Source organism: Candidatus Effluviviaceae Genus I sp. (genome assembly GCA_016867725.1).
Taxonomy (GTDB): domain Bacteria; phylum Joyebacterota; class Joyebacteria; order Joyebacterales; family Joyebacteraceae; genus VGIX01.
In genome coordinates this window covers 1-19,511 of sequence record VGIX01000034.1, presented here as the reverse complement: position 1 = coordinate 19,511, position 19,511 = coordinate 1, and the positions used below count along the sequence as shown (strand labels likewise).

Here is a 19,511-nt window from a genome sequence, read left to right as displayed (position 1 = left end):
GCCGCCGGTCCCAGAGCCCTCGACGCTGCTGCTGCTCGGAACGGGTCTCCTGGGCGCCGGCGCGGTCCTGCGCAGGCGTGTGCGGGGCTAGCCGGTTCTCGGCACGGGTCTCATGGAGGCGGGGGCGCGAGCCCCTGCCTTCTTCTTTGCCTACGGCATCCGCCCGGCGGGGTCGGGTGCTCCCTGCGCCGGCTTGGTCCGCAGCCGGCCGATCCTGACGTAGGTGCTCCGCGCGCGGGCCACCTCGGTTCCGTCGGGCCTTGCAAGCAGCGCTTCGAGCTTCCGCAGCTTCCCTCGTCCCGCGACAAGCCGTCCCGTCACGCGCAGTGGCTCGCCGACCCGGGCGGGGCTTACGAATCTGACGACGAGCTCGGCCGTCAGGGCGAGCTCACCCATCTCGTTGAGCACGGTCACCATGGCCTCGTCGAGCACGGTCGAGACGATCCCGCCGTGCACGATGCCCTCGTAGCCCTGGAACGCCTCGTCGAACACGACGTCCGCCGCGGCCTCGCCGCCGTCGAAGTCGAACCGGAGGCCCAGGCCGCGGCTGTTCCTCGTGCCGCACGCGAAGCACATGCCGTCGTCCGTGCCCATCGCAGCCCCCTCGTCTCAGTCGCCGCCGTCGTCGAGCGGCGCGGCGGGCGTTTCGATCAGCGTCCGCGCCTCGTCGAGGCGGTCCGCCGGCACGGCGATGCCGACGGCTCCGAGTCCGTCGACGGTGACGGCGTACAGCCTGGTGGCGGGTTCCATGCGAAGCTCGACCGGGATGCCGGCGGCCTCGAGCATCGACCTGATCGCCTGCGCCTCCATCTCGCCGCCGGCCGTGTACACGACGCGGAGATCCGCGCCGCGGTCCCTCACTTGCTCCGACATGCTCGCCCCCTCGCGTCTCGTACTGCCGTCTGACATCCGCGCAGCAGTATAGCCCACGCGGGTCGGTGAGTGCGAGGCGCAGCCGCGGGCCTTGACCGATCCGCCCGCATGTGATACCACATTCACCATGCGTCCCCGGCGCTTCTCGAACCGCGAGATCGCGCTTCTCGGCCTCATGGCGGCCCTCTGGAGCGTCGTCGAGATCACCCTCGGCGGCATGATCAAGGCCTGGCGGATCCCGTTCGGAGGCGCGGCCCTGGCCGCGTGCGGCGTGGCGGTGCTTCTGACCGCCAGGGCGAGCGTGCCCCGCGAGTGGTCGTCGCTGCTCATCGGCGCCACGACCGCCGGGATCCGGCTCGCCTCGGGCTTCGGAGGGGCCCTTTTCGCGGCGATCGGCATCCTTGCTGAGTCGGCCATCGTCGAGGCCGTGCTGAGCTCGGGGCCGCTGAGCTCGCGCCCGAGGCGGATGGCCGCGGGGGGGCTCGCGCTCCTCTGGGCGCTCGCCCATCCGTTCGTGGTCCAGGGGTATCTCGCCGGCCTGGGGCCGGCGGCGGTATTCCGCTTCACGATCGCGCCCCTCATCGGGGGAGACCACCCGGCCTCGGCGAGGGCGGCCGCGGCGCTCCTCGCGCTCGCGGCGCTCCACGTCGGGCTCGGCGCGGCCACGGTGTGCTTCGTCGACAGGGTGCTGCTGGCGCCCGGAGCACGGGCGGGCCGCGGGCCGCTCGGTCGTGTCGCAGACTCCGGGCGGCGCGGGTTTCCCTCGGACCGGCAGGGGATCTGAGATCGCGCTCGCGAGGGGTCCCTGCCAGCACGTCGCGCCCGGAAGCGGCGAGGCATCGCACGCATCAGAATCACATGGCGCCCGCTCGCCGGCCGCGGGCGGGGCACGGGGTCAGAGCGGCCGCACTGGTGGGGAGAACGCGCATCAGGAGCTGCACTATGAGACGGTCGGTTAGGTATCTCGGTGTGTGGACAGGCATCGCGGCGCTTGCGACGATCGCCGTGAGCGCCGTCGTCGGCGTGTCGGACACGCCGGTGTACGTGGAAGGCGAGGACTTCGTCAGCTACGCGTGGCACAACCTCGGCGGCGCCGACATCCGCATCGAGTGGTGCTCCGGCGCGAGTCAGGGATACGCGGCAGGCGGGCTGGACGTCCCCGGCGAGTGGATCATGCTGAAGGTCGACTTCCTGCGCTCCGGGTGCTACGAGCCGCACGTCATCTACCAGGCAGGATACGGCGACACGGTCTCGTTCAACGTCAAGGTACTCGACGAATCCGCCCCCGGCGGGTCGGTGACCTCCGCGTTCACCGCCACCGGGTGGGGGTTCGGCTGAGGCCCCTTCTTCGACGCTGCCGGGAGCAGCGACATCTGCGTGGACGAAGGGACCTACATCTTCTTCGTCGAGCACGTTTCGGGGGGGCTGTTCATGGTGGACTACGTCTCGTTCGCGTCGGTCGAGAGCCCGGTCGAGGCGCGGAGCTGGGGGAGCATCAAGGCGATGTATCGGTAGGCGTGCCGTGCTGACGGCCGAGGGAGTCCGAGAGGGGGAGACATGCGTCCGTTCCTGGTGACAGCCGCCCTGTGCGTCCTGGCGACCGCCTCCTCCGCTCTCACGCCCGTGGACGTGGGCGATCCCCCGCGCACGTACGGGCACTTCCTGAACGCCGGCGAGGCGGCCCTGTGCCGTGCTGGGGCCGCGACCGGGGGCCTGGAGTCGTTCTTCCGGAATCCAGCCTGCGTCGCCGACGTGCGTGCCGTGTCCGGTCAGGCGACGGCGCGCGTGGTGACGACCTCACGCGACCACCTGGGTGAGGGGGCCGAGGGCCTGAGCGCGGAGGACGGCGCCTTCCTGCTCTCGCAGGTGGCCGCTGTCAAGCGGTCGGGCTCGTGGGTGTTCGGGTTCGGGTACACGGCGCCGTCATCGAGGAGTCTCAGGTTGACGGGGACCGTCGGCGAAGCCTCGGGGCGCGAGCTGTATGACGGCACGTTCGAGGGCGGACTCCGGTACTTCGAGATGGTGTTCGGGACGCGCATCGGCCGGGACGGGCGGGGGTCCATCGGGTTCGCCTCGGGGCTCGTGAACCTGACGGAGTCGGTTCGCGAGGCCGTCGGGCAGACCCTGGAAACCGCGGAGGTGACGGGCTCGGCGACCTCAATGGCCGCCGGGATCACCTACGAGGCCACCGACCGCGTGACCCTCGGAGCCGGCTACCGGTGGGGCACGCGCATCGGCGTTCGGGGCGACTGGTATGACGACGTGGGGCGCACGGGGTCGTCGCACACACAGCCGACGATCGTTGCGGGGCTCACGGTGCGCGCGACGAAGGACATCGCGCTGCACGGCTGCTATCTCAACGAGGGCTGGGGCGCCGCGACGGCGACGCTCTCGGCCTACGAGGAGAACGACGGCCGGCGCGACGAGTTCGACGGGTCCGTCGCGAGCGTCGCGCTCGGGGCCGAGGCGGCGCTCATGGGCGGGAAGCTGACGCTGCGCGCCGGCGGGGCGACGAGGGTCGCCCCGGATGCCGCCGACGGCGGCATGCCTCAGTGGGCGGCCGGCATCGGCGGCTCGTACCGGTTCAGCGGGTACGCTCTGGACGGCGCCGTCGTGCGCGAGCGCCACGAGGTGGACGGCATGGGGGGCACGATCTCGAACTACGGCCTCTATCTGACGGTCTCGTACGACCTCTAGGCGCCGGCCCTCGGCGTGGTAGGAAGCCGGACGGTCGCCACCTGGGAGGTGTCGCATGAAGGCCATCGTGCTCGCCGCGGGGAAGGGGACGCGCATGGGCGAGATCACCGACGCGATCCCCAAGCCCATGGTCGAGATCGGCGGCAGGCCGATGCTCTGGCACCTGCTCAAGGCGCTCCTGGGCGCAGGCGTGGACGAGACCGCCATCGTCGTCGGCCACCGGGGCGACCGCGTCCGCGCCTACTTCGGCGACGGCGCCGACGTCGGTGTGCGCATCTCCTACTTCGTGCAGGAGGTCCAGGATGGGACGGGGAGGGCCGCCGAGCCGGCGAGGGCATTCGCGGGCGACACCCCCTTCTTCCTGACCTACGGGGACATCGTCACGGAGCCCGCGGTCTACCCGGCGATGACCGAGGACTTCTCGCGGACGCGGACGGACCTCCTCATGGCCGTGCGTTCCGTGGACGATCCGAGCCGCTGGGGCGCGGTGACGCTCGATGGAGACCGCATCACGCGCATCATCGAGAAGCCGCCGCCGGGGGCGCTCGGCACGAGCTGGGTCAACGCCGGGATCTTCATCGCCGCGCCGGCGCTCTTCAGCTACACCGCCCGCCTCGAGCTGTCGCCGCGCGGGGAGTACGAGCTCACCGACGCGGTGCGCATGATGATCGAGGACGGCCGCTCCGTGCGCGCGTTCAGGATGGAGTCGTACTGGCGCGACGTCGGCACCCCCGAGGACCTGGCCGCGGCCGACAACGAAGTCGGCGGCGGGCCGCGCTAGCGCGTTTCGAGTGGAGGCCTTCCGATGACTCGATGGACGCGGGTTGCTCTCGGTGCGCTCGCGCTCGCGGTCGCCGTGAGCGGCTGCGGCAAGAGCTATGATCTGGAAGCGGTGCGCGTGCGCGCCGACGAGATGAGCGCCAGGATCCTCGAGGCGCTGTACGACTCGTCGTCCCGGGGCAGCCCTTCGAGGGTCGCGGAGATCATGTCCGAGTACGAGGACCTGGCCGATCCGGCCCTTGCGAGGCACGTCGCGAAGCTGCGGGACCGCGAGGCCGGCCCGCGAGCGCGGAAGCAGCTGGACTACCTCTTCTTCGACATCGTCGGCACCGTCGCCTACCGGGAACTCGCTCTGATCGGCGATCGCATCGCGGACCTCGAGGCCGAGGGCGTCGTGCGCGTGAACGGGGAGGACATCGCCTACCGCGATCTCGGCGTGAGGCTCTTCAACGAGACCGACAGCGCGCGTCGCGAGAGCCTGTACATCGCCCAGGGACGCTTCGACGTGAAAACGACGAACCCGCTGCGGGCGGAGATGGTCAGCCTCGGACGCGAAGAGCTGCGCCGCTACGGCTACACCGACCTCGACGCCATGGAGGCGGAGCGGCGGGGTCTGGACTTCGACGACTTCGAGCGCCAGGCCGGCGAGTTCCTGAGCGGCACGCGGGACATGTACTGGGAGCTGTCGAACGAGGCGGCGCGGCGCGTGTTCGGCGTCGGGGTCGCGGAGGTGAGCGACTACGACCGGGGGCGGCTCTTCCGCGGCGAGGAGTACGACAGGTACTTCCCGCCCGAGCGCATGCTGCCGCTCATGCGCCGGACCCTCGCCGGCATGGGCATCGACCTGAGCGCGATCCCCGCCATCAGCATCGACGACAGCGATCGCCCGGAGAAGGAACCGCGGGCGGCGGCGTACCCCGTCCGGCCGGGGAAGGACGTGCGCATTCTCATGAAGCCTCTGGGCGGCGTAGCGGACTACGAGACGCTGTTCCACGAGATGGGCCACGCGCTCCACGACGCGCTGGCGACCGTCACTGAGTACGAGTTCCTCAGGCTCGGCGACTACGGCACGACCGAGACCCACGCGTATCTGCTCGAGGGCCTCCTGTCGGAACCGCTCTTCCTGCAGACGAGCGGGCTCATTCCGGACGCCGCCGTGAGGACGCGGTTCCTGCGGCAGCAGCTGTTCGACGACCTGGCGGGCGCGCGGTACTACGCGGCGCTCTTCGGGTACGAGCGGGCCCTGCACCGGGGAGGCCTCACGGACGAGGAGCTCGTGGCGGCGTACAGGGAGCGCATGGAGACCGCGCGGCTGGTGCCGCTGGCCCACCCCGACTTCGGGTACCTGTCGAGCAACGAGGACTTCTACGGCGTGAACTACCTCGAGGCGTGGTTCCTCGCCGCGCAGGTGCGCGCGGTGCTGCGCGAGCGTTTCGGCGAAGCCTGGTGGACCAGGACCGAGGCGGGGGACTTCCTGAGAGAGCTCTGGGCGTACGGGGCCGAGCTTTCGCCCGTCGAGATCGCGCGGCTGATCGGGCACGAGGGCATCGACCCGATGGTCTACCGGAGAGAGATCGAGAAGGGGTTCAACGAGTATCGGTAGGCAGCGCGCCGGTTGTCTCGTCCGCGGCTGAGCATCCGCCCGCCCCGCACAGGCGGTAGCCGATGCCCCTGACGGTCTCCACGACCTCGCGCCCCGTCGCGGTGTGGAGCTTGCTGCGGAGCCGGCTCACCAGCACGTCCACGGTCCGTCCGATCACGTGCTCGCTTCCGTCCCAGACGAGGTTCCTGATCTCGTCCCGCGTGCAGGTCCGCTCGGCATGGAGCGCGAGAACCTGAAGGAAGCGGCACTCCCTCTGGGTGAGCGCGATCGTCTTGCCGTCCACGAGCGCCGTCAGCCGCGCCGGGTCGATCCTGAGCGGTCCGGCCGCGACCGGCTGCGAGAGCGCCGCCGGATCGGGAGGGGCGCCGTCGTCGAGGAGCGAGTTCACAAGCGTGACCACCTGGTCCACGTGGGACCAGCGGAACAGGTGGTGCTCGTCGTCGTCGTGGTGGTCGTCGCCGGACGCTCCGGGCCCCGACGTGATGACCGCCCGCACGCCTTCTCCGTGGTCGCCCGACTCGAGGATGCGCACCAGGTCCCTGCCGCCGATGTCCGGCAGCACGGCGCCCACGAGGACGAGGTCCGGCCTTTCCATCTGCACGGAGCGCAGCGCCTCGCGTCCCGTGCCGGCCTCCACCGTGCCGTATCCGGACGCTCTGAGAGCGCAGACCAGCCGGGCCCTCGCCTGGGGGTCGCGCTCCACGATCATGACTCGTCTGCAGCTGGGCATGCGGCCTCGCGCTAGGGGTCTTCCGGCCCTTGAACCGTCGCGAATCGGGCTTGCTGGCATCGAGTTTGCAAAGAGCGTGCCGAAACCTCATGCGCGGCGGCAGCCATCCGGGCGCCGCTTCGCTCCGAGAAGCGGGCCCTCTGGCGGCCACGGGCCCGCAGTTCATGAGCTGTGCTCATGACCGCTGCGCGGGCCCGCCGCCGGGCAGGCCGTGTTTGACCGGTGGGGGTGCGTCGGGTAGAGTGTTGCGGCGCCGCTCCCCGGAACGACGGGGAGCGACGCCACATGGCGCACGGGGGAGGCAAGGCCGCGCGGGACTGGACCTTCAGGGCGCGGGGGGCGAGAGATGGTCTCATGGCCGTGGCAGGCTCTGCGCTACGCTGCGGAGAACCGGGAGCGCATCCTGAGAGAGCTCTCGGAGTTCGCGAGCATCCCGTCCATGTCGAGCGACCCGGCCAGGGTGGAGGACATCCGGTCGGCCGCCGAGTGGATGGCCCACCGCTTCCGCGTCCTCGAGTTCCGTAGGGTCGAGGTCCTGAAGACCGCGGGACATCCCGTCGTGCTCGCCGAGGCTCCGGCCGTCGGGAAGCCGGCGGGGACGGTCATGGTGTACGGCCACTACGACGTGCAGCCGCCGGACCCGCTCGGCGACTGGAAGACCGACCCGTTCGCCGCGACGCAGGTCGGCGACTACCTCCACGCGCGCGGCGTGTCCGACATGAAGGGTCAGATCATCGCGTGCCTTGCGGCCACCGAGGCGGCGCTCAGCACGGGCGCGCTCCCGGTGACGGTGAAGTTCCTGATCGAGGGCGAGGAGGAGATCGGATCGCCGAACCTCGGTCCCTTCCTCAAGGAGCACGCGGACCGACTGGCCTGCGACCTCGCGCTCAACTGCGACGCGGGCATGCTCGGCGCCGAGATCCCCACGATCGTCTACGGCCTGCGGGGGATGCACCAGTGCGCGCTCGCCGTTCGCGGGCCGCGGCGCGACCTCCACTCGGGCGGGTTCGGCGGCATCGTTCACAACCCCATCCATGCGCTGTCGTCGCTCATCGCGAGTCTCCACGACGAGGACGGGCGGGTGACGCTCCCGGGCTTCTACGACCGCGTGAGGCCGATCTCGCCCGAGGAGCACGAGGAGATGGCCCGGCTGCCGGTGGGCGAGTCGGCCTACGTCGAGGAGGCGGGCGTCCCGCGGCTCTGGGGCGAGCCGGGCTTCCTGCCGACCGAACGCGTGAGCGCGCGGCCGGCGCTGGACGTCGTCCAGGTGAGAGCGGGCAGCCCGAAGTCGGCCATCCCGGCGGAGGCGGTCGCCCTCGTGACCATGCGGCTCGTGCCCGACCAGGTCCCGGAGGAGCTCGCGGCGTCGCTCGAACGGCACGTCGCGTCCCACGCGCCCGACACCGTGTCCTGGGAGATCAGGAACGCGCGGGGACACCCGCCGTCGCTCACGGACCGCGGCAGCGCCGGCGTGCGCGCGCTCGCCAAGGCGCTCGAGACGGTCTGGGAGAAGCCGCCCGTGTACCACCGCGAGGGGGGAAGCATCAACGCCGTGGGCGAGATCCAGAAGGTGCTGGGAACCGACTCGGTGCTGACGGGCTTCTCGCTCCCCGGCGACAACGTGCACGGACCGAACGAGCGGCTCCACCTGCCCACGTGGGACCGCGGCATCGCCGCGCTCATCCACTTCCTCTCGAACCTCGCGACCGCCTAGAGCGCCCAGGGGCCCGAGGGACACGCGAGTGAAGCCGGACCGCCACACGCACTCCTGCCTGTCGACGCCCCGCGGCGTCACCTGGCTCTCCGTGGTCGTGAACCTCGCGCTCTCGGCGGCGAAGGTCGCCGCCGGCATCCTGTGCAACAGCCAGACCATCATCGCCGACGGCGTGCACAGCCTCTCGGACCTCGTCACGGACGCCGCCGTGCTCGCGGGACTCCGCGTTTCCGGCAAGCCCGCGGATGCCGACCATCACTACGGCCACATGCGCTTCACGACGCTCGTGAGCATGTTCGTCGGCGCGGCGCTCGTCGCCACCGCCGCGTGGATCGCCGTGAAGGGCATTCTCACGCTCCGCGAGGCGGACCGGGCGGTCAGCGCGACGGCGCCGTTCTGGATCGCCGTCGCCTCGATCGCCGTGAAGGAGGGCATGTACCGCCAGACCGCCCGCGTGGGCAGGCGCGCGGGGGACGTCTCGGTCGTCGCGAACGCCTGGCACCACAGGAGCGACGCATGGACCTCGGTGGCCGCCGCCGCGGGCCTTGCGGCCGTCGCCGTCGGCGGCCCCGGCTGGGCGTTCATCGACCACGTCACCGCGGTGGTCCTCGCCAGCTTCCTGGGCGTCATCGGCGCGAAGATCCTGTACGAGAGCGGGGGAGAGCTCGTGGACCGCGCGCCCGACGCGCGGACGCAGGCTGCCATCGAAGCGGTAATCGCCACGACCGACGGCGTCCGGGGTTACCACACCGTGCGGGCCCGCCGCATCGGGGGCAAGGTCGTCGTGGACATTCACATCCACGTGAGCCCGGACCTCACGGTCCGTGAGGGGCACGACGTGGCCTCGCTCGTCACACGGCGCCTCCTCGAGTGCGAGCACGGCATCGTCGAGGTCGTCGTGCACGTCGAGCCCGAGGACGACGTCCACGAGGGGATCCTGGCGTGAGCGGCGGGCGGCCGGGGCCCGGCCCTCGCCGCGACGCAACCTGCGATCGCGCTCACCGCCCCGGGGCCGCGAAAGCGTCGGGCCCGGCCAGGATGCGGTCGAGCGCGGAGTTCGGCACGACGTAGATCGTCTCCCGGTCCGGCGTCATCGCCGGCCGGGCCTCGCCCTCGAGCTTCCCGAACAGGATGCGGAGCGTCCGCCCGTCCGCGAGCCCGATGTCGACGAGCGCGGGCCGCCTCTCGCCTTCGGGATCGAGCCCGCACTCCGCGGGCGTCCGATCGTCGGCGAACGCAACGGCCCTGAGCGCGGCGAGGGAGAGAAGCGCGCGCTCGACCGCCTTCACGTCGGCCGGCCCGCCACCGGGGCCTTCGATGTGCCAGCGGCCGTCGTCGCGCACGGAGAGCGAGACCGGGGGCGCGCCGCCCCCGATGGTGAGTCTTCGAGTCGCCTGGACATCGAACCTGAGCGGCCTCCGGTCGCGCCAGGCCGCCGCCTCGACGGGATACACCGACGCGAGCGCGCCCGGCGCGAGGTAGACGCGGTCGTCTCCCGGCACCCGCACGCACGTCCCCATGTCGCGTGGGCCGGGCCTTCCGAAGACGAACTCGACCGTCCCCGCTGGGCCGGCCAGCGAGACCCGCGTTCCGAGTGAGTCGGTCACGCCGAAGAGGAAGTGCTTCCCGGCGACGACCGACGCGACGTCGGCGCGCGAGAGCCGGGCCGCGGACCAAAGCGCCCTGCGCACGAGCGTGGTGTCGGCGTGCCCCGCTCGGAGCCCCTCGATGAGCCAGTCGTCGCCGCGCCGGGCGAGCGCGACGCGGCCGCCGGGCGCGACCACGGTCACGCGGTGGACCTCCGCCGGCGCGAGCGCCGGCAGGAGCGGCGCTCCGCCGCTCCCGGCGCCCGGGCCGCGGCCGAGCGGCCCCCTGACGAGGAGGTACGCCGCCGCGGCGAGCGCGAGCGCGAGCACGATGACCTTCCGGCGCTTCACGGCTGCCTGGCCTCCGGCCGCCGCGCGCCTGGCGCCCTCGCGCGGCGCCTGCGCCGGGCGGCCCGCGCGAGCCCGGCGAGGACGACGCCCGCCGGGCCCGCGTAGCTCCCGAGCGCGACGGCGAGCGCCCGCTCGCCGTCGCCGACGCCCTTGAGCGGTCGGTCGGTGACCTGTCTTGCTCGGATCTCCGCCAGCGTGTCGCCCAGCGTGAGCCAGTCAACGATGTTGAGAAGGAACGGGAGGCTGCTCTCGAACTCCCCGAGCAGCGCGTTGTCGAACATCCGCGCGTTCCCGACGACGACGAGCCGCGTCGGGGCGCCGGTCGAGATGCGTCCCTCGGGGTCCGTGAACTCCACCCTTCCGTCCCGCTCCCTGATCACCGGGCCGCCCGCGAAGGCGCTCGTGAGGCGCCCTGAGATCGCGACGGCGAGCGGCAGGCGCCCGCCCGCTCCGGCCGCGATGGCCTCCGCAGCTTCCGGCGGGGGAGAGAGCTCCGGCGGGGGCCTGAGGTCGCAGAACGCCGGGACCGTCCAGGAGCGCTCCGACGACCTCGCGAGCACCGTGATCTCGGCATCTCCGGGTGGCGGCTCGGCGACGCTGATCGAGGACGTCCACGGGAACGGCAGCGCGTCGAAGCCGGCGACCACCGGGTGTTCTCTCGCGATGCCCGGTCTCACGGCCATGGGCCAGTACGGGTAGGGGACCATCATGCGCATCTGCCCCGAGACGAAGGCGGCGGGCGCGTTCGACGTGTCCACGACCAGGTCGGGCTGCACGAGCGCGCCGTATCGACCGACGAAGTCGAACACGTTGCCGGGGCCTGTCTCCGCTCGAAGCTCTCCGGTCGCCAGGACCCGCGCGCCGTCCAGCAGGAAGAGCGCGCGCCCGCCCCGCATCAGGAACTGGTCGATCTCGAAGAGCTCGGCGTCGGGCGCGTGGCCGGGACCGGCCACCACGAGCGTTATCACATCAGTCCCGACGGCGAGGTCGCCGGCGCTCACCTCGCGCACCTCGTAGGTCTCGCCGAGCGCCGCCGCGGCCGCCGAGTACTCGGTTCCGATCGACCGCTCGCCGTGGCCGACGAGGACGCCGACGACCGGGCGTCGCTCCATCGTGACCTTGAGGATGGCCGACACGAGGTCGTACTCCAGGCGGCCCGGGTCGCCGATGAACGGGATCGCCTCCAGACGGTCCTCGAACCGCACCGTCATGCCGGCGTACGCCGCGCGCACCTCGGCCCTGTCCTTCTCGATCGCCTGGAACTGGACGGGCATGACGCCCGACTGCTGCGCGCGCGCCTCGGTCTCCGCGTCGCGCGCCGGGTCGACGACGCTCACGCGGACCCGCTCCCCGCCGTAGGCCCTGAACTCGTCGAGGACGTCCTCGATCCGCGTGCGAAACCCGGTGAGGTGTCGCGGGAGGTCGTCGCTCAGGTACACCGTGACCGTGATGACGTCGCCGACCGAGGCGAGGAGTTCCCTCGTCGACCTCGAGACGGTGAACTCCTTCTTCTCGGTGAGGTCCACGCGCGCGAAGCGGCCGAGGGAGACGAGCGACACCGCGGCGAGCGCCGCGGCGACCCCGACGACCCCTGCAGCGGCCCTGAGCTTGGCGCGCTCCGCGGGACCGATCATCCGCTTCCTACCTCCACTTCCTCGCCTCGACCGCCTTCAGGTTCGCGTAGAGGAAGAACCCCACGACGACCGCGTAGTACACGAGGTCCCTCGTGTCCAACACGCCGCGCGAAATGCTCGCGAAGTGCTGTCCCAGGCCGAGGTAACGAAGTCCTGGCGCCAGCCATCGCGGCGCGGCCACGAGCACGACATCCTCGCCGACGATGAAGAGGGCGAACGACATGGACGCCCCCACGACGAACGCCACGACCTGGCTCTCCGTGAGGCTCGACGCGAAGAGCGAGATCGCGAGATACGCCGCGCCGAGAAGCACGAGCCCGGCGTACCCGCCGACGAGAGGCCCCGGGTCCGGGTCACCGAGCGCGAGCAGGACCGCCGGAACCGGTGCGGTGAGCGCGATCGCGACGCACAGGAAGCCGAGGCCGCCGAGGAACTTCCCCAGAACCGCCTCGCCGTCCCTCACGGGCAGCGTGAGCAGGACCTCGTCGGTCCCCAGCTTGCGCTCCTCCGCCCACGACCGCATGGCCGCCGCAGGGACGAACAGCAGGAAGACCCACGGCATCATCGAGAAGAACGGTCGGAGGGTCGCCTGCCCGGCAAGGAAGAAGCTGCGGAAGAAGAACCACGACGTGAGAAGAAGGAAGGCAGTCAGGAAGACGTAGCCCGCCGCGGAGTTGAAATGCCCGCGCAGTTCCTTCCTCGCGATCGCGATCGCCGACGTCATGGGCGTCCGTCCTCCTCGCGCCGAGCCGTCGGGAACCCACGTGCTCCGGCGCCGTCCCCTTCGTCCACGGGGTCCCGCATCGCGAGCCTGAGGAAGACGCTCTCGAGACCTGCGCTCTCCTGCGAGAGCGCGCGCAGAGGCCAGTCCTGCTCCCTCGCCAGCTCGTACACCGCGTCGGACAAGGACGCGAGGTCGCCGCCCGCGACGCGATACGTGGCGAAGCCGTCCGCGTCGTCGCTCATCTTCCGGGCGTCGCCGTCCTGCGCCAGGGCCGAGAGCGCCTCGAGCGCCCGCGCTTCGGGGGCGCGGAGCGACACGCGCAGCGCTCTGCTTCCCGCGGCTGCCCGCGAAAGCTGGTCGGGGGTCCCGCTGGCCCGGATCCGGCCGTCGGCGATGATCACGACGCGGTCGGCGACGGCCTCGACCTCGGGGAGGATGTGCGTCGACAGGATGACGGTCTTCTCCCTGCCGATGCGCTTCACGAGCTCCCGGACCTCTACGATCTGGGACGGATCGAGCCCCGTCGTCGGCTCATCGAGGATGAGGACGTCGGGGTCGTGAACGAGCGTGCACGCGAGGCCGACGCGCTGGCGGTAGCCCTTGGACAGCTCTCCGACATCCCTGTGGACGACGTCGGCAAGCCCGCACACGTCGATCATCCGGCCGATGCGCGCGACGGCTTCGCGGCCGCGGATGCCGCGAAGCTCGGCGATGAACGACAGGTGCTCGGAGACGGAGAGGTCGAGGTAGAGCGGCGCGCTCTCCGGGAGGTATCCGATGCGGCGGCGCACCTCGAGCGCCTCATCGCGGATGTCATGGCCTGCCACGGTCGCGCTTCCGGAGTCCGGCGCGATGTAGCACGCGAGGATCCGCATCGTCGTCGTCTTGCCGGCGCCGTTCGGTCCCAGGAAGCCGACGACCTCGCCCCCGAACACGTCGAAGGACACGTCCTCCGCGGCGGCGACCGTCCCGAAGCGCTTCGTGATGCCGCGGAGGCTCACAACCGGCCCGCGTTCAGGTTCGGTGCTCTGGGCTGACGGGCCGGCATGGTGGGGCATCGGGGCTCTCCAAGCGCACCGGTCAGGTGCTCGACGCCATTATGCGCCATGGACCGGGGATGGGCAAGTTGTGGATTAGTGTTCTGCCATTCACGATGGCCCCGGGCAACAGCGTCCTCTCACCGAGTTCGAGCAGGTGACGCATGGGGAAATCTCTTGACCGGAGCCGCCCACGGGGTTACGAATGGTTGCGTCCACCAGAGCAGAGACCGAGTGACAGAGCGTCCGGACCTCCGAACGAGCGTCTCGCGCGACAACCGGGGATTCGACAGAGCAGCGCAGGAGCGACAGCGACGATGTTCGATCCCGCAGCAGTCGTTTGGACGGATCGAAGTGGGTGCGTCCCGGTGGCTGAAGCACCGCAGGCCGCGACCCGACGCGCGGCGTGTGTGTGCGACGCGGGCACGCGCCTCGCGGTCACCCACGGGGGAGACACGATGTGAACACGCGGCCGACGGAGTCATCCGTCGGCCGCAGCGTTCTTGACCAGGCCTCTGGGGGCACGTCAGCGAAGACGGGCTAGAATAGACGGTGGTAGGCAGTCAGCGTCAGCCGCAGCCCAGCTCGAACATGACCGTGCTCTCGGAGGCCTCACTATGTCCGCAGGTCGCCCCGTTCCGCGGACGCTCCTGTTGACATCCATGCATCCGCTTGGATAGCCTCGCATGCAGAAGTCGGTCGCGCAGATGCTCGCGGTGCGGGGCCGTCTGGACGAGACCGGGTTGTGAAGGCGTCGCGGTTCGAAGGAGGAGGCGTCGGATGATCCAGTACCTCAATGAGGATGAGGTCTACCGAGTCGGGCTGTGCATCGAGCAGGCGGGCCTCGAGTTCTACTCGAAGATGGCCGAGAAGGCCGAGGACCCGCAGACGAAGCGCGTCTTCCAGCGCCTCGCGAAGGACGAGAAGGCGCACTACGCCTACTTCGAGTCGATGCAGATGAAGACGGCGGGGGGGATGGGCGCCGCGCCCGTCGAGCAGGACGAGGACGTGTCGCGGTACGTGTGCTCGATCGTGGACGGGGGCATCTTCCGCGACCTTCGGGAGATGGAGAAGCTCGGTCGCATGACGTTCGACCCGGAGTCGGCCCTCGAGCTCGCGCTCCGGGTGGAGAAGGACGCGGTGCTCTACTACACCGAGGCCTACAAGGCGAACAAGAAGCGCTCGGCCCGCGAGGCCCTCGCGCGGCTCGTCGCTGAAGAGAAGAGCCACGTCGTCCAGATCTCGAAGCGGCTCGAGGCGCTGCGGAAGCAGAGCGGCCGCGGGGAGGGCAAGCGATGAGGAAGTACAGGTGCCTCATCTGCGGCTACGTGTACGATCCCGCGGTCGGTGATCCCGACAGCGGGGTGTCACCGAACACTCCCTTCGAGAGCCTCCCCGACGACTGGGTGTGCCCGATCTGCGGCGCCGGCAAGGACCAGTTCGAGGAAGCCTGAACCCCCGCGCAGTGGGAGGTCGGAAGCCCGTGAACGTGGTCATCGTCGGCAACGGCGTCGCCGGCGTGACGGCGGCGCGCGTCATTCGGGAGCGCACCCCCGACGCCGGGATCTCCGTCTACACGCGCGAGCCCTACCACTACTACTACAGGCCGCGCCTGCCCGAGGTGCTCGCCGGCTCGCTGGAGATCCCCGACATCCTCGCCAATCCCCCCGAGTGGTACGAGTCCCGGCGCATCGAGGTACACCTGTCGCGCGCCGTGAGCTCGGTTGACACAGCCGCGCGGCGCGTCGTTCTCGACGACGGCGCGGCCGTGCCGTACGACCGGCTGCTCATCGCGAGCGGCTCGGACCCGTTCGTGCCGCCGATCCACGGGGTTACGACGCCCGGCGTCCTCAGCCTCCGGACGGCGGACGACGCGCTCGCCGTCCGCGACTGGGCGTCGCGCTCGAACGCGGCCGTCGTCATCGGGGCCGGCCTTCTCGGGCTCGAGTGCGCGCGGGCGCTTCGGACGCGCGGGCTTGAGGTGACCGTCGTGGAGAACTCCGGCCGGCTCCTGCCTCGGCAGCTCGACGAGCGCGGGGCCGCCGTGCTCGAGCGCTTCATCGAGGGCCTGGGCATCAGCATCGCCAGGCGCGGGAAGACCGTCGCGGTGAAGGGCGGCTCGCGAGTGACCGGTGTGGAGCTCGAAGGAGGTGCGCTGCTCCCGGCCGACCTGGCGCTTTGCGCGACGGGCGTCCGCTGTTCGTCGGGGTTCCTCGCGGGCAGCGGCGTCGAGGTCGACCGCGGCGTGGTCGTGGACTGCGACATGCGGTCGAGCGTTCCGGACGTCTTCGCCGCCGGCGACGTCGCCGTGCACAACGGGCGAAGCTGGGGGATCGTCCCCGTCGCCCTCGCGCAGGCGGACGCCGCCGGCCGCTCGATCGCGGGCGACGAGTCGCCGAAGCGCTGCGAGGTCGTGCCGTCCGCCACGCTCAAGATCACGGGCGTCGACGTGTTCTCCGCCGGCGTCCCGTCGTGTCCGGACGCGGCGTGCGAGGAGTTCGTCGAGGAAGACGCGGACGGGCGCCGGTACCGCAAGGTCGTGACGAAGGACGGCATTGTGATCGGCGCCATCGTGATCGGCTCGCGGAAGGGGGTCCGCGAGCTCGGCGCGATGATCGAGAGGGCCATCTCCGTCGAGCGCCACGGCGAGGCCATCGTGCGCGAGGACTTCGACTACGCCGCGACCCTCAAGGCGGCGTGAGCGTCGTCCGCGCGGCCAGGCCCGGGAGGTTCCATTGACGATGCGATTCCGACGGGCGGTCGCTGCGGGGCCGGCGGCGGTCCTGCTCGCGCTCCTTGCGGCGGCCGCGCTGGCGTCGGCGGCAGGCGCGGGGCAACTCAGGAAGGTCCCCTTCGTCTTCCGCCCGGCGGCCGAGAAGCGCCATGCGTTCCTCGCGGCCGAGTTCAACGGCTGGAGCGTGGACGCCACCCCCATGGCGCGCGACGGCGACGCGTTCAGGGTCGTCGTGCCGCTGGCGCCCGGCCGCTACCAGTACAAGTTCGTCGCGGACGGCGAGTGGATCACGGACGAGACCGCCCGCGAGTTCCATCCCGACGGCTTCGGCGGGCGGAACTCCGTGATCGTCGTGGACGACTCCTTCGATGAGGTCGTTCTCGGGCGCGGGGACGGGGCCATTCTGACCGACGGTCTTGGGCACGCGCAGCGGGCGTGGGAGCTCGCTGTGTCCGCCTCCGGCGTGACGACGTTCCGCGTGCGCGCGTGGGCAGGGGACGTCGCGTCGGTCGGGCTCGTGCTCCTCAGGGACGGACGCGAGACGGTCGTGCCGATGACGCGCTTCGACAGCGACGGCACGCACGACTACTACACCGCCGACGCGGAGCTCCCGGGCGGGGCGATCACGGCGTACCGGTTCGTGTTCGAGGACGGCGGCGCGCCGCTGTCCCTCGGGCCGAACGGGTTCGCGCCGGTCGCGCAGGCGTCTGGGTCCTTCCGCGTCGATCCCGCCGAGGTGGCGGTCTTCGAGACACCGGCATGGGCCCGCGAGGCGGTTTTCTACCAGATCTTCCCGGAGCGGTTCGCCAACGGCGATCCGTCGAACGACCCTGACTTCTCCGAGTGGTACTACGACGGGGCGCGCGACCTCCCGCCGTCGGGGAGGACGAACGAGGAGCACTTCCACCTCGTCCGCGACTGGTACGACGTCGCCGGCCTCTCGACGAGCCCGTACCGGACCGACGGCAAGCCGGACTGGTACTCGTTCTACGGCGGCGACATCGCGGGCGTCCGGCGCAACCTCGACTACCTGTCGGACCTCGGCGTCACCGCCATCTACTTCAATCCGCTCTTCGAGGCCAGAAGCAACCACAAGTACGACGCGGCCTCGTACATGCGCATCGACCCACACCTCGGCACGAACGGGGAGTTCGCCGCGTTCGTACGCGCGTGCCACGACCGCGGCATCCGGGTCGTGATGGACCTCGCGTACAACCACACCGGGCACACGTTCTGGGCGTTCACCGACGCGAGGCTGAGGGGCAGGGCCTCGCCGACCTGGGACTGGTACGAGTGGGCGGCGTGGCCCGTCCCCGGCGACCTCGTGTCGACGCCGCCGCGCGCGACCGACCATTACGACTGCTGGTGGGGGTACGGCCAGATGCCGAACCTCAACTTCGACCTCTCGCGGAGAAGCGGCGACGAGCACGGCGCGCACAGGATCGAGGACGCGCGGCCCAACTGGTCCGTCGTCGAGCACCTGCTCGCGGCGGCGGTCTCCTGGCTGACCGAGGCCGGCGTGGACGGCTTCCGGCTCGACGTGGCCGGCGAGGTCCCGCCGTGGTTCTGGGAGCTCTTCCGGGAGCGCGTGCGGCGCGCGAAGGGCGACGCGTACATCGTGGGCGAGCTGTGGGGGCCGTCGCCGGAGTGGGTTCACGGGCGCGGCTTCGACGCGGTCATGAACTACAAGTTCTTCCGCGACCCCGTGCTCGACTTCATCGCGCGGGGGAGAATCGACGCCGCGGCCTTCGACCGCGCGCTCGCACCCGGCAGGCTCATCTACCCGGACCAGGGCGTCCGCGCGATGATGAACCTCATCGGCAGTCACGACACCGAGCGCTTCCTCACGACGGTCGGCGGTGACGTCCGGAAGCTCAAGCTCGCGTTCTTGTTCGCCATGACCTACGTCGGGGCGCCGACCATCTACTACGGCGACGAGATCGCGATGGAGGGGGGAGGCGACCCGGACTGCAGGCGGCCGTTCCGCTGGACCTGGCGGGAGGAAGGCGGCCGCGTCGAGGTGCGCGACCTCGTGCGACGGCTCGCGGCCGTGAGGCGCGGGCACGCCTGTTTCGCGCACGGCTCGTTCGAGACGCTTCTCGCGGAGGGACGCGTGTACGCCTACCGGAGGGCACACGAAGGGGAGCAGGCCGTCGTCGTGCTGAACGCGGGCGGCGAGCATGCCACCGTGGCCGTGCCGGTCGAGGGCGGCGGGCGGCCGGCGGCGTTCGAAGACGCCCTGAGCGGCGAGCGCGTCGAGGTCGGCGCGGACGGGACGCTCGCCGTCACGCTCCCCCCGCTCTCGGGGCGGGTGTTCGTCGGCGAGAGGTGACGCGCGGGCGAGGAGCCGAGCGCGAGGCCGGGCCGGGCGCGCGGGCGGCGCTCGGCGAGCGGGAGTGTGGCATGCGGGACGTCCTGCAGGACATTGTGGCGAACCACGCGGGCTGGCTCGAGCTCCGCGCGCACGAGCGGCGGGCGCTGTCCGTGCTCGTGCGGAAGGGCGTCGTCGAGTCGGCCGCTTTCCGAACGGTGAGTGGCGTCGGCGCGCGCGTGCTCGTGGACGGCACCTGGGGGTTCTCGAGCGCCGCGTCGTTCGAGCGCGCGGACGTCGCGCGCGCCGCGCACGACGCGGTCGCCGCCGCGCGCGCGTCGTCCGCCGGGCGGTCGAGGCGCGTCGCGCGCCTTCAGGACTGCGCGCTGGCCGTCGGCGACTTCCGGACCGGCGACGCCGCCGATCTCGCCGCGCGCTCGACCGAGGAGAAGACGGCGCTCGCGGTCGGGGCGGAGGCGCGCATCCGCGCGTCGTCCGCGGCGATCAGGTCCGCCTCGGCGCGGTACTCGGAGATCGTGGACCGCAAGTGGATCGTCTCCACGGACGGCGCGGACGCGCACATCGAGGACACGAAGGCGGAGTTCGCCGTGGGCGCCGTCGCCGGCGAGGGCGACGAGATGACGACGGCGTTCCGGGGCGTCGGCGTGACGGGCGGGCTGCGCGACCTGTTTGCCGCCGCGACCGCCGACGAGATGGCCGACCACGTCGCGCGCATC

Annotated in this window: 21 protein-coding genes; 14 read left to right on the top strand and 7 right to left on the bottom strand. The window is 71.4% G+C overall.

All coding sequences use genetic code 11. From position 1 onward, the window contains the following. Nucleotides 1–91 (top strand): PEP-CTERM sorting domain-containing protein (locus FJY74_07605; GenBank protein ID MBM3308174.1); only part of this gene is annotated, 91 nt, incomplete at its 5' end. Between the two features lie 59 nt (nucleotides 92–150). Here the strand turns inward: FJY74_07605 and FJY74_07600 are convergent. Together FJY74_07600 and FJY74_07595 are read right to left on the bottom strand one after the other, a co-directional pair. Further along, the gene (locus FJY74_07600) at nucleotides 151–594 is read right to left on the bottom strand and encodes a PaaI family thioesterase (GenBank protein MBM3308173.1); all 444 of its coding nucleotides are present in this window, start codon (nucleotides 592–594) and stop codon (nucleotides 151–153) included. Between the two features lie 15 nt (nucleotides 595–609). Next, complete coding sequence (locus FJY74_07595) at nucleotides 610–873, bottom strand: DUF2007 domain-containing protein (GenBank protein ID MBM3308172.1); 264 nt, start codon at nucleotides 871–873, stop codon at nucleotides 610–612. A 127-nt stretch (nucleotides 874–1,000) separates the two neighbouring features. Between FJY74_07595 and FJY74_07590 the strand changes: the two genes are divergently transcribed. From FJY74_07590 to FJY74_07565, 6 genes are all read left to right on the top strand, one after another. Then, on the top strand, nucleotides 1,001–1,657 hold the full coding sequence (locus FJY74_07590) for a hypothetical protein (protein ID MBM3308171.1): 657 nt from the start codon (nucleotides 1,001–1,003) through the stop codon (nucleotides 1,655–1,657). Between the two features lie 158 nt (nucleotides 1,658–1,815). After that, nucleotides 1,816–2,211: a hypothetical protein gene (locus tag FJY74_07585; protein MBM3308170.1), complete on the top strand. Its 396-nt coding sequence runs from the start codon at nucleotides 1,816–1,818 to the stop codon at nucleotides 2,209–2,211. Between the two features lie 39 nt (nucleotides 2,212–2,250). Next, nucleotides 2,251–2,388 carry a hypothetical protein gene (locus FJY74_07580; GenBank protein ID MBM3308169.1) on the top strand — a complete coding sequence of 46 codons (138 nt, stop codon included), beginning with the start codon at nucleotides 2,251–2,253 and terminating at the stop codon, nucleotides 2,386–2,388. 42 nt (nucleotides 2,389–2,430) lie between these two features. Next, nucleotides 2,431–3,570, top strand: a complete 1,140-nt coding sequence (locus FJY74_07575; protein ID MBM3308168.1) for a hypothetical protein — start codon at nucleotides 2,431–2,433, stop codon at nucleotides 3,568–3,570. A 55-nt stretch (nucleotides 3,571–3,625) separates the two neighbouring features. Beyond that, a complete protein-coding gene (locus FJY74_07570) occupies nucleotides 3,626–4,351 on the top strand; it encodes an NTP transferase domain-containing protein (protein ID MBM3308167.1) in 726 nt (241 codons plus the stop codon). 24 nt (nucleotides 4,352–4,375) lie between these two features. Continuing rightward, entirely contained in the window at nucleotides 4,376–5,953 is a 1,578-nt protein-coding gene (locus tag FJY74_07565) for a hypothetical protein (GenBank protein ID MBM3308166.1), read from the top strand. On the opposite strand, the gene FJY74_07560 is transcribed toward FJY74_07565, so the two are convergent. After that, on the bottom strand, nucleotides 5,937–6,683 hold the full coding sequence (locus FJY74_07560; GenBank protein MBM3308165.1) for a response regulator transcription factor: 747 nt from the start codon (nucleotides 6,681–6,683) through the stop codon (nucleotides 5,937–5,939). The genes FJY74_07565 and FJY74_07560 overlap by 17 nt on opposite strands. A 346-nt stretch (nucleotides 6,684–7,029) precedes the next feature. Here FJY74_07560 and FJY74_07555 point away from each other — a divergent pair, with 346 nt between their 5' ends. Both FJY74_07555 and FJY74_07550 read left to right on the top strand, forming a co-directional pair. Then, nucleotides 7,030–8,397 carry a M20/M25/M40 family metallo-hydrolase gene (locus FJY74_07555; protein ID MBM3308164.1) on the top strand — a complete coding sequence of 456 codons (1,368 nt, stop codon included), beginning with the start codon at nucleotides 7,030–7,032 and terminating at the stop codon, nucleotides 8,395–8,397. Between the two features lie 28 nt (nucleotides 8,398–8,425). Beyond that, the gene (locus tag FJY74_07550) at nucleotides 8,426–9,343 is read left to right on the top strand and encodes a cation transporter (GenBank protein ID MBM3308163.1); all 918 of its coding nucleotides are present in this window, start codon (nucleotides 8,426–8,428) and stop codon (nucleotides 9,341–9,343) included. Nucleotides 9,344–9,395: 52 nt separating this feature from the next. Here FJY74_07550 and FJY74_07545 read toward each other — a convergent pair whose 3' ends face one another. Genes FJY74_07545 through FJY74_07530 form a run of 4 tightly spaced genes read right to left on the bottom strand, consistent with a single transcriptional unit; the run spans nucleotide 9,396 to nucleotide 13,693 of the window. Next, the gene (locus FJY74_07545) at nucleotides 9,396–10,334 is read right to left on the bottom strand and encodes a DUF4340 domain-containing protein (GenBank protein ID MBM3308162.1); all 939 of its coding nucleotides are present in this window, start codon (nucleotides 10,332–10,334) and stop codon (nucleotides 9,396–9,398) included. After that, on the bottom strand, nucleotides 10,331–11,968 hold the full coding sequence (locus FJY74_07540; GenBank protein MBM3308161.1) for a GldG family protein: 1,638 nt from the start codon (nucleotides 11,966–11,968) through the stop codon (nucleotides 10,331–10,333). The genes FJY74_07545 and FJY74_07540 overlap by 4 nt, the downstream gene beginning before the upstream one ends. Before the next feature lie 7 nt (nucleotides 11,969–11,975). Continuing rightward, complete coding sequence (locus FJY74_07535; protein ID MBM3308160.1) at nucleotides 11,976–12,692, bottom strand: ABC-2 transporter permease; 717 nt, start codon at nucleotides 12,690–12,692, stop codon at nucleotides 11,976–11,978. Then, nucleotides 12,689–13,693, bottom strand: a complete 1,005-nt coding sequence (locus FJY74_07530) for an ATP-binding cassette domain-containing protein (protein ID MBM3308159.1) — start codon at nucleotides 13,691–13,693, stop codon at nucleotides 12,689–12,691. The genes FJY74_07535 and FJY74_07530 overlap by 4 nt, the downstream gene beginning before the upstream one ends. Nucleotides 13,694–14,509: 816 nt before the next feature. On the opposite strand from FJY74_07530, the gene FJY74_07525 reads away from it, so the two are divergent. The 5 genes from FJY74_07525 to FJY74_07505 form a co-directional block, all read left to right on the top strand. Further along, entirely contained in the window at nucleotides 14,510–15,028 is a 519-nt protein-coding gene (locus FJY74_07525; protein ID MBM3308158.1) for a ferritin family protein, read from the top strand. Further along, on the top strand, nucleotides 15,025–15,183 hold the full coding sequence (locus FJY74_07520; protein ID MBM3308157.1) for a rubredoxin: 159 nt from the start codon (nucleotides 15,025–15,027) through the stop codon (nucleotides 15,181–15,183). Before FJY74_07525 ends, FJY74_07520 begins: the two co-directional genes overlap by 4 nt. Nucleotides 15,184–15,212: 29 nt before the next feature. Next, nucleotides 15,213–16,430: an NAD(P)/FAD-dependent oxidoreductase gene (locus tag FJY74_07515; GenBank protein MBM3308156.1), complete on the top strand. Its 1,218-nt coding sequence runs from the start codon at nucleotides 15,213–15,215 to the stop codon at nucleotides 16,428–16,430. A gap of 40 nt (nucleotides 16,431–16,470) precedes the next feature. After that, entirely contained in the window at nucleotides 16,471–18,795 is a 2,325-nt protein-coding gene (locus FJY74_07510) for an alpha-glucosidase C-terminal domain-containing protein (GenBank protein MBM3308155.1), read from the top strand. A gap of 71 nt (nucleotides 18,796–18,866) precedes the next feature. After that, the coding region (locus tag FJY74_07505; GenBank protein MBM3308154.1) for a TldD/PmbA family protein at nucleotides 18,867–19,511 on the top strand (645 nt) is incomplete at its 3' end.

Excerpts from the sequence above, each read along its gene's own strand:
- FJY74_07575 (MBM3308168.1), top strand. The coding sequence starts at position 2,431 with ATGCGTCCGTTCCTGGTGACAGCCGCCCTGTGCGTCCTGGCGACCGCC.
- FJY74_07595 (MBM3308172.1), bottom strand. The coding sequence starts at position 873 with ATGTCGGAGCAAGTGAGGGACCGCGGCGCGGATCTCCGCGTCGTGTAC.
- FJY74_07555 (MBM3308164.1), top strand. The coding sequence starts at position 7,030 with ATGGTCTCATGGCCGTGGCAGGCTCTGCGCTACGCTGCGGAGAACCGG.
- FJY74_07590 (MBM3308171.1), top strand. The coding sequence starts at position 1,001 with ATGCGTCCCCGGCGCTTCTCGAACCGCGAGATCGCGCTTCTCGGCCTC.
- FJY74_07535 (MBM3308160.1), bottom strand. The coding sequence starts at position 12,692 with ATGACGTCGGCGATCGCGATCGCGAGGAAGGAACTGCGCGGGCATTTC.
- FJY74_07570 (MBM3308167.1), top strand. The coding sequence starts at position 3,626 with ATGAAGGCCATCGTGCTCGCCGCGGGGAAGGGGACGCGCATGGGCGAG.
- FJY74_07585 (MBM3308170.1), top strand. The coding sequence starts at position 1,816 with ATGAGACGGTCGGTTAGGTATCTCGGTGTGTGGACAGGCATCGCGGCG.
- FJY74_07510 (MBM3308155.1), top strand. The coding sequence starts at position 16,471 with ATGCGATTCCGACGGGCGGTCGCTGCGGGGCCGGCGGCGGTCCTGCTC.
- FJY74_07520 (MBM3308157.1), top strand. The coding sequence starts at position 15,025 with ATGAGGAAGTACAGGTGCCTCATCTGCGGCTACGTGTACGATCCCGCG.
- FJY74_07600 (MBM3308173.1), bottom strand. The coding sequence starts at position 594 with ATGGGCACGGACGACGGCATGTGCTTCGCGTGCGGCACGAGGAACAGC.
- FJY74_07525 (MBM3308158.1), top strand. The coding sequence starts at position 14,510 with ATGATCCAGTACCTCAATGAGGATGAGGTCTACCGAGTCGGGCTGTGC.
- FJY74_07565 (MBM3308166.1), top strand. The coding sequence starts at position 4,376 with ATGACTCGATGGACGCGGGTTGCTCTCGGTGCGCTCGCGCTCGCGGTC.
- FJY74_07540 (MBM3308161.1), bottom strand. The coding sequence starts at position 11,968 with ATGATCGGTCCCGCGGAGCGCGCCAAGCTCAGGGCCGCTGCAGGGGTC.
- FJY74_07560 (MBM3308165.1), bottom strand. The coding sequence starts at position 6,683 with ATGCCCAGCTGCAGACGAGTCATGATCGTGGAGCGCGACCCCCAGGCG.